Source organism: Streptomyces sp. NPDC027189, assembly GCF_055566975.1.
In genome coordinates this window covers 15,226-28,553 of the sequence record NZ_JBVHRI010000015.1, presented here as the reverse complement: position 1 = coordinate 28,553, position 13,328 = coordinate 15,226, and the positions used below count along the sequence as shown (strand labels likewise).

Below are 13,328 nucleotides of genomic sequence, written 5' to 3'. Positions count from 1 at the left end.
CCCCCTAGACCGATGCCAATTGCTGCCACTCAGATGTACGGATTTGGGTGAGTTTTCGCTTGCCCCTCGAGTGATGTGACGGGGGTCACATAGTTGGATTGAGTCCAGGGTCGGATCCAGTCCGTACTCATGCCCAGAAGCTGACGCAGGGGGTGTCAGCTGAGATACGGGGAGAAAACAGAATCATGGGATCGAACGCCACGTTCACCACGCGTCGCAAGAGCCTGATCCTGACCGGCGTCGCGGTAGCCGCCGCGGCCGGTGTCGCCGCCGCCGTCATCCCGGCGGTCGCCGACAGCGGCAGCCACGGCAAGAGCCACAGCGGTACGAGCCACTCGGCGCACGGCGACCAGACCATCGTCACGCAGAGCGGCGTCATGGGCGGCAGCGGCGGCACCATCCTCGCCACCAGCCTCAACGGCGCCAACGAGGTGCCCGTCCAGGGCGGCCCCGCCGTCGGCGACAAGGACGGCGCCGCGCTGGAGTTCATCAAGGTCAAGGGCAACAAGGTGTCCGTCGCCGTGACCTGGCGCGGCACCGGCAGGCCGACCCTGCTCCACATCCACCAAGGCGCCAAGGGCACCAATGGCGGCGTCAAGGTCGACTTCAGCAAGTTGCTCGACAAGATCAAGGGTCACAGTGTCGTCGGTACCGTCAAGGTCGAGGACGCGGCTCTGCTCGCCGCCCTGAAGTCCGACCCCGGTTCCTTCTACGCCAATCTGCACACCGCCGAGTTCCCGGGCGGCGCCGTGCGCGGCCAGCTCCACAAGGTCACCAGCTCCTTCGCCTTCCGGCACGCCCTGAACAACTTCCAGGCGTCGGTCGTCAAGGGCAAGCAGATCTACGAGTGCAAGCCGGTCGAGGGCGGCGGGTACGCCTTCGCCCAGCGCGACGTCGCGGCCCTGCTCGGCGGCAACATCGCACACTCGTTCGTGAAGCCCAACTCGGGTACGCCCCAGTGGGTCGCGCCCGACCGCAGCGCGGTCACCGGCGCACTGATCTCCAAGACCCCGAACGGCGACAAGAACATCCCCGAGCTCGACCTCAAGGCCACCCAGTCCGGCAAGCACCGCGGCCTGCTGGCAGGGACGCAGGAGATCCTGCGCCTCAACACCGTCGGCGGCGTCGCTCCGGCCGGGTCCTGCTCGCCGGGGACGATCGTGGGTGTCCCCTACCAGGCGGACTACGTGTTCGTGCAGCGCTGATCGACCGAGCGCATGGAAGGCGGTGTCTCCGTCGACCCCTACGGGTCGGGGGAGGCGCCGCCTCCTCACGTCATACCGCAGGAGTACGTGGAGTTGAGTCCGGGGTCTGACGCTTCTCTCTGGCCGATTTGGTCAGATTGAGTACACCACTCCTCACCGGTTCGGGTGAGAATGGCGGCTCAGGGGTGGAAGAGCGTGAGGACGGTAGGCCGCCGCCGACGACGGAGGTAAGGCACACATGGCACCGTACGAATCCGACGACAGCACGAAGGCCGAAGAGGCCGAGGACGTGCGCGCCGGGCGACGCAAAGCCGCGCGGTACGTCGTCCCGGTCGCGGTGGTGGGGGTGGCGGCGGCGACCATCGGGCTCGTCCCGGCGCTCGCCGACTCCGGCGACCCCGACCTGCCGAAGATCACCGCACAGCAGCTCATCGAGAAGATCGCCAAGTCGGACGTCCAGCAGCTGTCCGGCACGGTCAAGATCAGCACCGATCTCGGACTGCCCAACCTGGGCGGCCTGGAGAGCAGCTTCGCGTCCGGCGCCGCCCAGGGCGACGGCGGCTCCTCCGCCGACCCGCAGTCCAAGCTGCTCGAACTCGCCTCCGGCACGCACACGCTGCGCGTCGCGGCCGACGGCCCGGACAAGGGCAAGGTCTCCCTGCTGGACAGCGCCGCCGAATACAGCGTCATCCACAACGGCAACGAGGTATGGGCGTACGACAGCAAGTCGAACGAGGCCTACCACGCGACCGCGCCCCAGTCCGAGAGCCAGAAGGGGAAGGAGGAGGTCCCCGCCACGCCCAAGGACTTCGCCGACGAGGCCCTGAAGTCGGTCGACGACACCACCTCCGTGACCGTCGACGGCACCGCGCAGGTCGCAGGCCGTGACGCGTACAAGCTGCTCATCAAGCCGAAGCAGTCCGGAACCACGGTCGGCGCGATCAGCATCGCGGTGGACGCGAAGACCGGGCTGCCGCTGAAGTTCACGCTGACGCCGTCGAGCGGTGGCGCCGCCGTCGTGGACGCGGGCTTCACCAAGGTCGACTTCGCCAAGCCGGCCGCGTCGACGTTCGACTTCACGCCGCCCAGGGGCGCGAAGGTCACCGAGGGTGACGACCTGAAGAGCGAGGAGAAGGCGCAGCCGAAGGGCGACGAGGACTTCGCCAAGGGCCTCGACGGCCTGAAGACCCTCGGCAAGGGCTGGAACTCCATCGCCGTGTTCGACACGGGCGGCCAGGGCGTCCCGTCCGGCTCGTCCGGCAACGGGGACGTCGACGGGTTCCTGAACTCCCTCGGCGACCACGTCACCGGCAAGTTCGGCTCGGGCACGGTCTTCTCGACCCGCCTGGTCAACGCGCTGATCACGGACGACGGCAAGGTGTACGCCGGTGCCGTCACCAAGGACGCGCTGGTGAAGGCGGCCAACGCCGCCCGGTGATCACCGTATGCGCACCATGAATTGAGGGAGCCCATGGAGGAACTCTCCGCCGCGGAACCGGACATGGTGGACACGGGCGGCGCAGTGGTCGCGGAGGACACCGTGATCGCCACCCGCGCGCTCACCAAGCGCTACCGCGGCGGACAGCTCGCCGTCGACGGCCTGGACCTGACCGTCCCGGCAGGCAGCGTCTTCGGCTTCCTCGGGCCGAACGGCTCGGGCAAGACCACCACCATCCGCATGCTGATGGGCCTGATCGAGCCGACCTCCGGCACGGCGCGAGTGCTGGGGCAGCCCATTCCCCGGGCCACCCGCGCCGTGCTCCCGCATGTCGGCGCCCTCATCGAGGGCCCCGCGCTGTACGGCTTCCTCTCCGGGCGCGACAACCTCATCCGGTACGACGCCGCCGACCCGACCGCCGACCCGCGCACGCGGCGTACGCGCGTCGCGGCCGCCCTCGACCGGGTCGGGCTCACCGCCGCGGCCGGCAAGAAGGCGAAGGCGTACTCGCTCGGAATGAAGCAGCGGCTCGGGCTCGCGGCCGCGCTGCTCCAGCCCCGCCGACTGCTCGTTCTGGACGAGCCGACCAATGGCCTGGATCCGCAGGGCATGCGTGAAATCCGATCCCTGGTCAGGGAGTTGGCCTCCGACGGCACGACCGTCTTCCTCTCCTCGCACCTCCTCGACGAGATCGAGCAGGTGTGCACACACGCGGCCGTGATGGCGCAGGGGCGGCTCATCACCCAGGGTGCGGTGGCCGATCTCGCGGCGGGTGCGCGGGGCCGGCTGGTCGTGACCACCCCGGACCCCGGGGACGCGGCGCGCGTACTGAAAGAACAGGGCGTCACGGATCTCGTCGTGACCGAGACGGGCGTGACCGCCGAGCCCCCGGACCGCGAACTCGCCGAGCTGAACGCCGCGTTGGTCGCGGCGGGTGTCCGGGTCCGTGGCTTCGGGGTCGAACGGGCCTCGCTGGAGGACGCGTTCGTGGCGCTGACGGGGGAGGGGTTCGATGTCGCGGGCTGAGGCGGCGCCGGGGGCCGAGACGGTGCCGGCCAAGGACACAGCCGTACGGAAACCGAGCCCCCTGTGGACCTTTGGACTCTTCCGCAGCGAACTCGTCACCACCTTCCGGCGCTGGCGGACGATCGCGCTGCTCGGCGTGCTGGCCGCCGTGCCGATCCTCATCGGCATCGCGATCAAGATCGAGACGAGCGATGGTCCGGCGGCGGGCGGTGGCGGCGGCGAAGGGCCGGCGTTCATCTCGCAGATCACCAACAACGGCCTGTTCCTGGTGTTCACGGCGCTGGCCGCGACGCTCCCCTTCTTCCTGCCGATGGCGATCAGCGTCATCGCGGGCGATTCGATCGCGGGCGAGGCCAACGCGGGAACGCTCCGCTATCTCCTGGTCGCCCCCGCGGGCCGTACCCGTCTGCTCCTCACCAAGTACGCGACCACGATGACGTTCTGCCTGGTCGCGACCCTGGTCGTGGCGGCGTCCGCGCTCATCGTGGGTGCGCTGCTGTTCCCGCTGGGCGAGCTGACCACGATCTCCGGGACCCGGATCAGCTTCGCCGAGGGACTCGGGCGGGCCCTGCTCATCGCGCTGGTCGTCGCCTCCTCACTGATCGGCGTCGCGGCGCTCGGCCTGTTCATCTCCACCCTGACCAACAGCGGCATCGCGGCGATGGCGACGACGGTCGGCCTCCTCATCACCATCCAGATCCTCGACCAGATCCCCCAGCTCCACGCGCTCCAGCCGTACTTCTTCTCGCACTACTGGCTGTCCTTCGCCGACCTCATGCGCGACCCGGTGTACTGGGACGACCTGGTCCGCAACCTCGGGCTTCAGGCGCTGTACGCCGCCGTGTTCGGGTCGGCGGCGTGGGCGCGGTTCACGGCGAAGGACATTACGGCGTAGGACTCACCGGGCGGCGGTCTCGTGCGGGAAGCGGGCGAGCGGCGGGTCCTGTGCGAAGAAGGTCTTCGCGCGCGCCAGTGCCTCCGTGTCGTTCAGTACGTCGCCCCGCGCGCTGCCGTTGCCGAGCAGCACCCCGCCGAAGCGCATCTTCAGGTACGCGGCGGAGTTGTTGAGCGTGCCGATCAGCGGCTCGGCGACCTCCGGCTCGTTGTCCGCGAGGGCGGTGACACCCCAGAGCGTGCGACCGGCCAGGGTCGCCTTGAAGTCGACACCCGGGGTGCGCAGCCAGCCCGACCAGTAGTCCAGGTAGCGCTTGGTGAGGCTGGAGACCGAGTACCAGTACAGCGGCGAGGCGATCACAATGTCGGTGGCCGCGAGCGTGGCGTCGAGCAGCAGCGCCGTGTTGCTCCCGTCGGGGGAGCGCACGTGGTCGCTGTCGCGCCGCAGGTCCACGAAGTCGGGCAGCGGATGCTCGGCGAGGCTCAGCCAGCGCTGCTCGACATCCGCGGGCAGCTGTTCGGCGGCCTTGCGGGCCAGTATCTCGGTGTTGCCGTCGGAACGGCTGCTGCCGAGCACGAACAGGAAGTGGCGGTTCATGGGTCCCCCTTGGAGCGCGTGCGTGCGCGTGAGTACGTGCGCGGCGAACGGTGACTACATGCGTGGACAATATATGCGCACGCATTTAATTGTCCAGGGCTCTGCCACGGTCACGGCGCGGAACGGTTCAGACGTCAGGCTTCGAGCAGGGCCGCCCAGGCTCCCAGGTCCAGCAGGAGAGCCATGACGCCGACCAGCGTCGCGCTGCTGACGATCTCCCGGCGGGCGATCATCCCCGGGATGTCCGCCAGCGGGATCCACTCGAGGCGGTCCGACTCATTGCGTTCCGTCGGCTCGCCGACCCACGTCGCCCGGTCCGCGCGGAAGACGAAGTGCTGGGAGTCGGTGATCCCGCCGGCCGGCTGCGCGTAGATCAACTCCCGCAGCGAGTCCGGGCGCCAGCCGGTCTCCTCCTCCAGCTCCCGCGCCGCCGTGTCCTCGGGGCGTTCCCCCTCCTCGACCAGGCCCATGGGCAGCTCCCAGCCCCAGGTGTCCGTGACGAAGCGGTGCCGCCACATCATCAGTACGCGCCGCTGCCCGTCCACCGCCGCGGTGACGGCGACGTCCCGCAGCCTGACGACGTGGTAGTCGCCGCGGGTGCCGTCGGGCTGTTCGACATCGAGGGAACGCAGGCGGACCCAGGGTGTGTCGTGCAGGGTGCGCTCGCCGTGGACGGTCCATCGCATCAGTGGGGGTCCTGTTCTCTCGTCCGATTGAGCTCGCTCAGCCGCGCGACCCGTAGGAGCAGCGGCTCGGCACCGTGCCGGGCCACGAGCTGGAGGCCGACCGGGCAGCCGTCGGGGCCAAGGCCCGCGGGGATGCTCGTCGCGGGGTGGCCGCTCAGGTTGAACGCCCAGGTCAGGGCGGTGGAATAGCGGTCGCCCGGTCCCTCGTGGCCGTGCGGTGGGTTGGGTGTGGTCGGGGTCAGCAGCAGGGGAGTCTCGGCGAAGAGCCCGGCGAGCAGGTGGTCGTTCGCCTCCCGGAGCGGCTGAGCCACGGCGGCGTCGGCACCCGGCGTCCGCAGCGCCAGCCAGGCGGGGCCGGGGTCGTCCAGGCATACGTCCCGGGACACCAGCCGTACGATCCCCGCCTCGACGAGCCGCTCCACCGCGCCGTGAGCGACGGTCGCGATGTCCGCATCGGTGTCGGCGAAGCCGAGGTCGGGGGACCAGACGGCGGGGATGGGGGACGGGGGCTGGTTCGGGTTGTGGTGCGGGGTCTGGCTCGGGTGCGGGTGTGGGTTCCGGCCTTGGTCCGACTCCTGGTACGAGCCCGGATGCCTGCCGGGGGCCTGGCCATGGCTCGGCAGCACGTTTGAGCTCGGGGCCGGGCCATGGCTCGGGTGCAGGTCCGGGCTCGGCTTCGGGCGATGGCTCTGGTCCGAGTCCGGGCTCGGGGTCGGGTTCCGGCGCGCGTCCGAGACCGGGCTCGGACCCGCACCCGGGCTCGGGTTAGGACCCGCACCCGGGCTCGGGTTAGGACCCGCACCCGGGCTCGGGTTAGGACCCGCACCCGGGCTCGGGTCAGGACCCGCATCCGGGCTCGGGTTCGGCCCCGGGCCCGGGTGCGGACCCCGGCCAGGGTGCGGACCCCGGCCCGCGTGGCCCGCGTCCGGACCCTGGTCCGGTGTCCGGTCCGGCCCCTCGTCCGGCCGCCGCGGTGTGCTGCCGGACACGACCCGCCAGTACGCGGCCGCGTCCGACGCGGTGCGCGTGAGAACGCCGGCCGCCGTGAGGCCCGTACGGTCGGTGGACGCGAGTCGGCCGTTCGTGCTCTTGAGGCCGAAGACGCCGCACCACGCCGCGGGGATCCGTACGGAGCCCGCGCCGTCGCTGCCGGTGGCCATCGGCACCAGTCCCGCGGCGACCGCGGCCGCGGACCCGGCCGAGGAGCCGCCCGGGGACCGGTCGGCCCGCCAGGGGTTGACGGTCCGTCCGTGCGCCCCGAGCCCCCATGTCTGCCAGGCCGTACCCGGCCCGGGCACCGACGTGGCTCCCACGGGCACGCACCCGGCGGCGACCAGCGCGCCCGCCGTACGCAGCCCGCGGCGCCCCTTCACTCCGATCGGGACCCCCGCGAGCGGCAGCCACTCGCCCGCGGCGACCCGCGCGTCCACCTCGCCCGCCCGCCGCAGCGCCTCCTCAGCCCATACCTCGGCGAACGCGGAGAGGGCCGGCTCCACCCGCTCGATCCGCGCCAGCGAGGCAGCGACCACGTCCACGGCGCCGACCGTGCGCGCCCGGACGGCGGCGGCGATGTCCTCGGCCGACAAGGACGGATAGCCGTCCGGCGACAGATCCAGTTCCATGGGTTCTCGGAGACTCCTTCGGTGTGACTCGTACGGGGCAGCTCGTTGCGAGGTGACTCGTACGCGGCTCAGCGGCCGGGACCCCCGCCGGGTCCCGGTGGCTTCGGCTGCTGGGGGAGCTGCGGGCGGAGCGGGCTCGAAGGGCCGGCGGCGGGAGGCCGTCCCGGCACGCTTCCGGCACCGGGAGCACCGCCACCGACCCCGCGGAGCTTCGCGGCCTGCGCCACGGGATTACCCGGAGCCGCGGCCGACTGCGGACCCGCCGACGCGACCGGACCCGCCGACGCGACCGGGCCCGCCGAGGCCGCGGGGCCCGCAGGGGCCGTCGACGCCACCGCAGACGTAGGTGCCGTCGGCGCAGCCGGTGTCGTGGACGCCCCCTGGGCCATCTGCTCCTTCGTCAGATACGGGCGCGGCTCGACCTTCCAGGACGGAGCCGCCGGATCGACCTCCTTGCGGACCACCCGTTCCATGAGCGTCGCCATCTCCACCGGGCCGATGCCGCCGGGCACGGGGGTGAGGTGCTGCGGGATGTCGTACGCCGCGCGCTGGACGTCTCCGCGCACGCTCCCGTCCGGCTGCGGTACAAAACCGGAGTCGACGACGAGCCGGTGGTGCGGTCGCAGGTGCTCGGGGCCGAGGATGCCCGGGTTGCCGGTGACGGAGACGACGATGTCGGCGTCCCGCACCCGCTTCAGGTCGTCGCCGGCGTCGAGTTCCATCAGCCGGTGTCCCCGCTCCCGCAGGGTGTTCACCACGCCCTGTCCCACGAAACCCTTGCTGCCCACGACGGCGATCGTCGGGTCGTCCTGCGCGAAGGGTTCCACCACACGGCAGATGCCCTCAGCCGTCGCGCACGCGGTGTACTGCGAACGCCCCTTGAGCAGGGCGTCGATGTCCTTGGCCGGGTCCATCCGCTCGACGAGCGGGCGCAGATGGGCCGGCGGCGGGAACTGGACGATGATCGCCCGGGTCGCGGGATCCTGGTTGGCGCGGTCGAGGGCCTCGGCGAACTGCGCACGCGTGGTCCCCGGAGGCATCACCACGTGGTCCGCCTTGAAGCCCAGGTGCTCGAAGCTCTTCACCTTCTGCTCGGCGGAGACCTTGGAGGCCTCAAGACGCACCCGCCAGTCCGGCGGATCGGTGGCGGCGGGCTCGAACCGGATGATGGCCACCCGCTGTCCCGTGGGCTCCACCGCGTCCCGGTAGGGCTGGTAGAGCTCCTTGGCCTGCCGCAGGACGTCCCGTCCCGACACATGCTCAGTCATCGTCGCCTCACCCGCCGTGCTGCTGGATCCGCGCGAGCACCTGGACGACGGGTTCGAGCTTGCGGCCCAGCAGCTCCTCCACCTCGCTCGCCGCCAGCGGCCGGTCGCCGCTCAGGTCGTCGTGGTGTCCGCCCGGCCCGGCGGTGACGGTGATCCGGGTGAAGGTCTCGGGTCCTGTCGGGTCGTGGTACGAGAACTCCCCGAAGTGCGCGATCCAGTCGACCTGTTCGAGCTGCGCGCCGAAGCTCAGGCGCAGCGTCGGCAGCACGGCGTTCGCCACGGAGCCGAAGTCGTCCGTGATCCCGCGGTCGTCGGGGTTGCTCGCCAGCTCGGACACGACGGCCACCGCCCGCCGGCCGTCGGGCGAACGGACCGCGCGCACCAAGGTGTGCGCCCGGCCGGCCCGGTGGTGGCGCCAGTCGACGACGTCCTCGAAGTAGTCGACGTGCGGGTGAGCGGGGTGCGGGTGGTTCATACGTGCTTCTCCTTGGGATTCCAGGGCAGTTGGCGCTGTCACGGAAGCGTGCGCTGTCGCGGACGCGGAAGCGGAAACTAGCGGCTCCGCGACGGCGCTCCGCCACTCGACGCGGGACGCGGCGTCCGGGGCGGGGCCGAGGGGGTAGGCGAGGACGGCAGGGCCGTGGCGGACACACCCCCGGTGGCCTGCGACGACGCCCGGGGGCCGCTGCGGGAGGCCGCCGCCGCGGCGAGCCCGCCGGGCGTGGGCGGGACCGCCGAGGTGGCGGAAGCGGCGGCGGGCGGGGTCGCCGTATGGGACTGTGCGGTCGCCGGATGGGCCCGCATGGGCGGTATCCGGGTCTGCGCGGTCGTCGGCGTATGCGTCTGCGCGGTCGTCGGGACATGGGCCTGTGCGCGCTCGACCGTACGGGCCAGCAGCGGCTTCAGGTCCTCCGGGACACGGGTGGCGAGTGACTCGACGCGCGCCTTGAACCGGGTCTGTTCCTGCTCCGTCCAGGGGTGGGCCCGCTCGCGCTCGATCACTTCACGCGTCGGCACCGGAAGGCGCCAACCGCCGTCCGGCGCGGACTCGTTGCTGTGCACGATCTCGCCGCCCCTGAGGCCGACGTGGACGGCGTCCGTGGACTGGTTGCGATCGATGGCGTCCGCGGTCTCCAGGACGCGCTGGTAGGCGGTGTCGTGCCACTCGGGCCCCACCCAGCGGCCGTACCCCTGGTCGTCCCGCATGGCCTGATAGCGGTCGACGATGCCGAGCTGACTGCGGGCGTCGTCGACCGCGACGAACACGGTCTCCACCCGGTATCCGGCGTCCCGGAAGTCCTTGAAGCGCTCCTGGGCCCATTCCGGACCGGCCAGCGGAGAGCTGATGACCACGTCGGCCCGCTGCTCCCGCACGTGTTCGACGGCCATGTTCCACCAGCGCGCGTCGCTGCACACGGCGGCCGCCGTCCGGTCGTTCTCGCGGGCGTGCTCGACATACCGGGGATGGAACAGAAGCAGGTCGTCGCCGTCGATCCGGACCGCGTCCCGCAGCCCCTTCGCCTCGACGAGCTGTGCCTCCAGCGTGCTCTTTCCGGCGCCGGGCTGACCGCCGATGAACACCGCGACCGGCTGTTCCTTCGAGGGCCCCGACATGAGGGGCTTGATGGAGCGCTCGAATATCTCCTCGATCTCCTTCTGGGGAAGGACATCTCTTTGCGGCGGAGTGTTCGTCACTCCATGTCCTCCCGTGCCTTCCGCAGGATTTCGGGATACTCGGAGATGACGCGGCGAATCGCCTCCCCGTCCTGGACGGAAAGGCTCTGCATCTCCGTCCAGTACTTGCGCTGTTCCTGAATGAGCCGCTCGGCGGCTCGCGGATCCGATTCCCGGTGAATACGTGCGCTGTAGTGGGCGACGAGCGCGCCGATCAAGTCGCGTGCGCGCACGAAGTCTTCGGATTCCCGCTCGGTGTATTTCGGGAGGGAGCCCAGGTGCTCGATCCCGCTGGTCCGCTTTTTGTCCGTCATGTCTTCCGGGCCTCGTTTCCGTCCGATGCCGGCCGGGTAATCTTCTGCGCGTCGGTTCAGGGTAGGGCAGGGGATTCACCTGCGGTGAGGGGCGGGAAATGGAGCGGGCACAGGACGCGTACTCGGCAACTCCTGTCTGGCGCAAGAGTTCCTACAGCGGCAACCATGACGCGACCTGCGTGGAGACGGCCCGCATCGCCGTCAGGGTCGGCGTCCGTGACTCCAAGGACCGGCAGGGCCCGGTCCTGCTCTTCTCGCCCGGGGCCTGGGGCGGCTTCCTCGCCGGCGTGAAGAGCGAGCGGGCCGGCGGCTGAGGCCGCGCGGGACTCCGCTCACCACACCTCGTTTCGTACTCCGCTCACCACAGGCTGGTGTCGTAGGGATCGGGGTCGGGCCGCGGGGCGGCGGCGACGGCATCCTCGTACGACTCGACGGTCGGCGCCGTCTTCGGACGGTGGCTGCCTGCTTTGCACCCGGCGAACGGGCCAGTGGGGGAGCGGAGTTCGGTGAGTACGGGGCCGAGGTGGTCGCGGTGCCAGACGGCCGGCCCGGACGCGCCCGCGGCCGGATCGGTGTGCTCCTGCCAGGCCAGCCACAGCCCGTGCAGCCGGGCCACCGCCTCCAGGTGTTCCCACCAGCGCGGGCACCACGGCTGCTGCGAGGTGACCTCGCGGCCGTACACCGGCAGCAGCAAGTCGGCTACCCAGACGGCGAGTTGGCGCATCTCCTCGGCGTACTCCGCGCCGTCGAGATAGAGGATGAACGGCGGGGCGGCAGGCCCCTCCTGGACCTGCTCCGCGGTGGTGGTCGTCATCGTTTGATGATCCCTTCGGCGGCTCGGGCGGTGATGGCCTTGACCTCGGCCTGCGCCGCGGTCGCGATACGGTCGGCGCCGGGTTCGGCGTACCAGGGGCGCAGCCTGACCAGCGCCGGCCTGATGCCGGTGGCCAGGAGCAGCGCGGTGCCCTTGGGCAGGGCGCGGATGCGGTCGGCGGGCAGGATGCGCTCGAGGCGGTACGAGGTGGAACGGGACCGCCCGTCCTTGCTCTTGGACCAGCTGACCGTGGACACGTCGTGCTCGCCGACGAGCCGGGAGATCTTCTCCACGAAGTCCGCGTCGTCCAGGCCCGCGCCGAGCAGCTTGATGGTGGCGGCTCCCCAGAGTGCGTCCATGCCGGCCTCGCCCCACACCCGGACGCCCTGCCGGTAACTCTGCAGCAGCGTCACGATGTTGATGCCGCGTGAACCGAAGTGCGAGTACAGGTCGGGGAGATCGGAGATCCGGCAGACGTTGGCGGCCTCGTCGAGGACGGCCGTCATGGGCGGATCGAGTCGTCCGCCCATGCGTTCCGCGGCCACGACTCCCGCACGCAGTACGGAGTCCGCGGCCGCCGCGATGACACCGGCCGCCGAGCCGCCGCCGTCCTTGGAGAGGAGGTACAGCGTGTCCGCGGACAGGACGTGCCGCTCCGGGAGGAACTGCGGCAGGTCGGGGTCCGGGGTCACCCAGGCCGCGATCGACGGGTCGAGCAGACAGGCCACGCACTGGCGGGCCGTCTCGTAGATGCCGTCCCTGGTTTCCACGGCGCCCTGCACGGTGCCTTGCAGCTGGTCGGCGAGGGCCGCCATTCCGGCGTCCCGCAGCAGGTCGACGGGGGTGCGGTCCGCCGGGTCGGCCAGCCAGGCGAGCACCTCGCCGATCTGCCGCTCGCCGCGGTGGGCCGCGTGGAAGAGGGCGGTGAGAGTGTTCTGCGCGGCCGAGATCCAGAAGTCGCGCTTGGACGCGTCGTCGTTGACGGCTCCGACGAAGTGGCCTGCCAGCCGGCGGGCGCCCTCGATGGTGGCGGCGTCGGCGAGCATGTCCCACCACAGGGTGCGGGGGGTGTGGGCGATGCCCTGGGGGTCGAACGTCCACACCCGGCCGACGCGTTCGCGCTCCGTTCGGGTCACGCTGTAGACGTCCGCCTTGTTCGACGTCAGCAGCACGCTGCCGCGGGCCCGCAGGACGCGCGGCACCGCGATGCTCGTGGACTTGCCCGCCCGGGGGGCCATCAGGTCCAGCTCCACGTCCTCGTGGCTGGAGCGGAGCTCCGGTCCGCCCGGTTCCAGGTTGCCGAGCAGGTTCCCGGTGTCGTCTGGGGTGATCTTGCCCAACTTGGCCAGCGAGGGCCGGAGTTGACGTGCGCGCTGGGCGGCGCCCTTGGGGAGGAGGCTCGCGAGCTCCTTACGGCCCGCGAGTCCGTCGGGCTTGGCGGTCCGTCGCCGTACGAGTGTGATGAGTACGACGACGAGGGCCACGACTGCGCCGAAGACGGTTGCCATGCCCGCTGCGACCGCGGTCGTCGACGCCTTCGGCCACATCGTGGCCGGGCCGTCGTCGACCAGCGTGGACAGGGTGGACAGCCCGAACGGGGGCGGGTCCCAGCCGGCTCCGCTCGCCGCGGCCCCGAGGGTTCCGCCCAGCCAGGCCCCGAAGAACAGGGTGCCGATGAGGAGGGCGGCGCCCGGCACGATCCAGGGGAGGAGGTCCTCCCCGCTGCTGTGATTCTTCCGTGTGCTGCTCATCCGTGATCCCCCGTCAGAAGTGTTTCGCCCCCCTCCGC

At 71.2% G+C, this 13,328-nt stretch carries 14 protein-coding genes and 1 pseudogene; 5 read left to right on the top strand and 10 right to left on the bottom strand.

Annotated features, from left to right (window positions below; translation table 11 throughout):
• The first annotated feature begins 185 nt into the window (after positions 1 to 185).
• The 4 genes from ACZ4RZ_RS30610 to ACZ4RZ_RS30595 all read left to right on the top strand — a co-directional run bounded on the left by ACZ4RZ_RS30610 (position 186) and on the right by ACZ4RZ_RS30595 (position 4,564).
• Complete coding sequence (locus ACZ4RZ_RS30610) at positions 186 to 1,205, top strand: CHRD domain-containing protein (protein WP_467749459.1); 1,020 nt, start codon at positions 186 to 188, stop codon at positions 1,203 to 1,205.
• Between the two features lie 238 nt (positions 1,206 to 1,443).
• Positions 1,444 to 2,643: a LolA family protein gene (locus tag ACZ4RZ_RS30605; RefSeq protein ID WP_467749458.1), complete on the top strand. Its 1,200-nt coding sequence runs from the start codon at positions 1,444 to 1,446 to the stop codon at positions 2,641 to 2,643.
• A gap of 33 nt (positions 2,644 to 2,676) precedes the next feature.
• On the top strand, positions 2,677 to 3,669 hold the full coding sequence (locus ACZ4RZ_RS30600; protein ID WP_467749456.1) for an ABC transporter ATP-binding protein: 993 nt from the start codon (positions 2,677 to 2,679) through the stop codon (positions 3,667 to 3,669).
• Positions 3,656 to 4,564, top strand: a complete 909-nt coding sequence (locus tag ACZ4RZ_RS30595) for an ABC transporter permease (RefSeq protein WP_467749454.1) — start codon at positions 3,656 to 3,658, stop codon at positions 4,562 to 4,564. Before ACZ4RZ_RS30600 ends, ACZ4RZ_RS30595 begins: the two co-directional genes overlap by 14 nt.
• 3 nt (positions 4,565 to 4,567) lie before the next feature.
• Here the strand turns inward: ACZ4RZ_RS30595 and ACZ4RZ_RS30590 are convergent, their stop codons facing one another.
• The 8 genes and pseudogenes from ACZ4RZ_RS30590 to ACZ4RZ_RS30555 form a co-directional block, all read right to left on the bottom strand.
• Positions 4,568 to 5,161: a flavodoxin family protein gene (locus ACZ4RZ_RS30590; RefSeq protein ID WP_467749452.1), complete on the bottom strand. Its 594-nt coding sequence runs from the start codon at positions 5,159 to 5,161 to the stop codon at positions 4,568 to 4,570.
• A gap of 134 nt (positions 5,162 to 5,295) precedes the next feature.
• Positions 5,296 to 5,847, bottom strand: coding sequence for an NUDIX hydrolase (locus ACZ4RZ_RS30585; protein WP_467749451.1), 552 nt, complete (start codon positions 5,845 to 5,847; stop codon positions 5,296 to 5,298).
• The gene (locus tag ACZ4RZ_RS30580) at positions 5,847 to 6,158 is read right to left on the bottom strand and encodes an amidase family protein (RefSeq protein ID WP_467749792.1); all 312 of its coding nucleotides are present in this window, start codon (positions 6,156 to 6,158) and stop codon (positions 5,847 to 5,849) included. The genes ACZ4RZ_RS30585 and ACZ4RZ_RS30580 overlap by 1 nt, the downstream gene beginning before the upstream one ends.
• 662 nt (positions 6,159 to 6,820) lie before the next feature.
• Positions 6,821 to 7,469 (bottom strand): annotated as a pseudogene (locus ACZ4RZ_RS30575) (amidase family protein); the annotation flags it as partial.
• A 68-nt stretch (positions 7,470 to 7,537) separates the two neighbouring features.
• Positions 7,538 to 8,737: a tetrahydrofolate dehydrogenase/cyclohydrolase catalytic domain-containing protein gene (locus ACZ4RZ_RS30570; protein ID WP_467749449.1), complete on the bottom strand. Its 1,200-nt coding sequence runs from the start codon at positions 8,735 to 8,737 to the stop codon at positions 7,538 to 7,540.
• Positions 8,738 to 8,744: 7 nt separating this feature from the next.
• On the bottom strand, positions 8,745 to 9,212 hold the full coding sequence (locus ACZ4RZ_RS30565; RefSeq protein ID WP_467749448.1) for a hypothetical protein: 468 nt from the start codon (positions 9,210 to 9,212) through the stop codon (positions 8,745 to 8,747).
• A 77-nt stretch (positions 9,213 to 9,289) separates the two neighbouring features.
• Positions 9,290 to 10,432: a zeta toxin family protein gene (locus ACZ4RZ_RS30560; protein ID WP_467749446.1), complete on the bottom strand. Its 1,143-nt coding sequence runs from the start codon at positions 10,430 to 10,432 to the stop codon at positions 9,290 to 9,292.
• Positions 10,429 to 10,725 carry a hypothetical protein gene (locus ACZ4RZ_RS30555; RefSeq protein ID WP_467749444.1) on the bottom strand — a complete coding sequence of 99 codons (297 nt, stop codon included), beginning with the start codon at positions 10,723 to 10,725 and terminating at the stop codon, positions 10,429 to 10,431. Before ACZ4RZ_RS30555 ends, ACZ4RZ_RS30560 begins: the two co-directional genes overlap by 4 nt.
• A gap of 98 nt (positions 10,726 to 10,823) precedes the next feature.
• Between ACZ4RZ_RS30555 and ACZ4RZ_RS30550 the strand changes: the two genes are divergently transcribed.
• Positions 10,824 to 11,039, top strand: coding sequence for a DUF397 domain-containing protein (locus ACZ4RZ_RS30550; RefSeq protein WP_467749442.1), 216 nt, complete (start codon positions 10,824 to 10,826; stop codon positions 11,037 to 11,039).
• Between the two features lie 44 nt (positions 11,040 to 11,083).
• On the opposite strand, the gene ACZ4RZ_RS30545 is transcribed toward ACZ4RZ_RS30550, so the two are convergent.
• Complete coding sequence (locus ACZ4RZ_RS30545; RefSeq protein WP_467749440.1) at positions 11,084 to 11,539, bottom strand: DUF4913 domain-containing protein; 456 nt, start codon at positions 11,537 to 11,539, stop codon at positions 11,084 to 11,086.
• The gene (locus tag ACZ4RZ_RS30540) at positions 11,536 to 13,290 is read right to left on the bottom strand and encodes a type IV secretory system conjugative DNA transfer family protein (protein WP_467749439.1); all 1,755 of its coding nucleotides are present in this window, start codon (positions 13,288 to 13,290) and stop codon (positions 11,536 to 11,538) included. The genes ACZ4RZ_RS30545 and ACZ4RZ_RS30540 overlap by 4 nt, the downstream gene beginning before the upstream one ends.
• Between the last annotated feature and the right edge of the window lie 38 nt (positions 13,291 to 13,328).

Excerpts from the sequence above, each read along its gene's own strand:
- ACZ4RZ_RS30545 (WP_467749440.1), bottom strand. The coding sequence starts at position 11,539 with ATGACGACCACCACCGCGGAGCAGGTCCAGGAGGGGCCTGCCGCCCCG.
- ACZ4RZ_RS30555 (WP_467749444.1), bottom strand. The coding sequence starts at position 10,725 with ATGACGGACAAAAAGCGGACCAGCGGGATCGAGCACCTGGGCTCCCTC.
- ACZ4RZ_RS30610 (WP_467749459.1), top strand. The coding sequence starts at position 186 with ATGGGATCGAACGCCACGTTCACCACGCGTCGCAAGAGCCTGATCCTG.
- ACZ4RZ_RS30550 (WP_467749442.1), top strand. The coding sequence starts at position 10,824 with ATGGAGCGGGCACAGGACGCGTACTCGGCAACTCCTGTCTGGCGCAAG.
- ACZ4RZ_RS30540 (WP_467749439.1), bottom strand. The coding sequence starts at position 13,290 with ATGAGCAGCACACGGAAGAATCACAGCAGCGGGGAGGACCTCCTCCCC.
- ACZ4RZ_RS30565 (WP_467749448.1), bottom strand. The coding sequence starts at position 9,212 with ATGAACCACCCGCACCCCGCTCACCCGCACGTCGACTACTTCGAGGAC.
- ACZ4RZ_RS30585 (WP_467749451.1), bottom strand. The coding sequence starts at position 5,847 with ATGCGATGGACCGTCCACGGCGAGCGCACCCTGCACGACACACCCTGG.
- ACZ4RZ_RS30605 (WP_467749458.1), top strand. The coding sequence starts at position 1,444 with ATGGCACCGTACGAATCCGACGACAGCACGAAGGCCGAAGAGGCCGAG.
- ACZ4RZ_RS30600 (WP_467749456.1), top strand. The coding sequence starts at position 2,677 with ATGGAGGAACTCTCCGCCGCGGAACCGGACATGGTGGACACGGGCGGC.
- ACZ4RZ_RS30595 (WP_467749454.1), top strand. The coding sequence starts at position 3,656 with ATGTCGCGGGCTGAGGCGGCGCCGGGGGCCGAGACGGTGCCGGCCAAG.
- ACZ4RZ_RS30590 (WP_467749452.1), bottom strand. The coding sequence starts at position 5,161 with ATGAACCGCCACTTCCTGTTCGTGCTCGGCAGCAGCCGTTCCGACGGC.
- ACZ4RZ_RS30570 (WP_467749449.1), bottom strand. The coding sequence starts at position 8,737 with ATGACTGAGCATGTGTCGGGACGGGACGTCCTGCGGCAGGCCAAGGAG.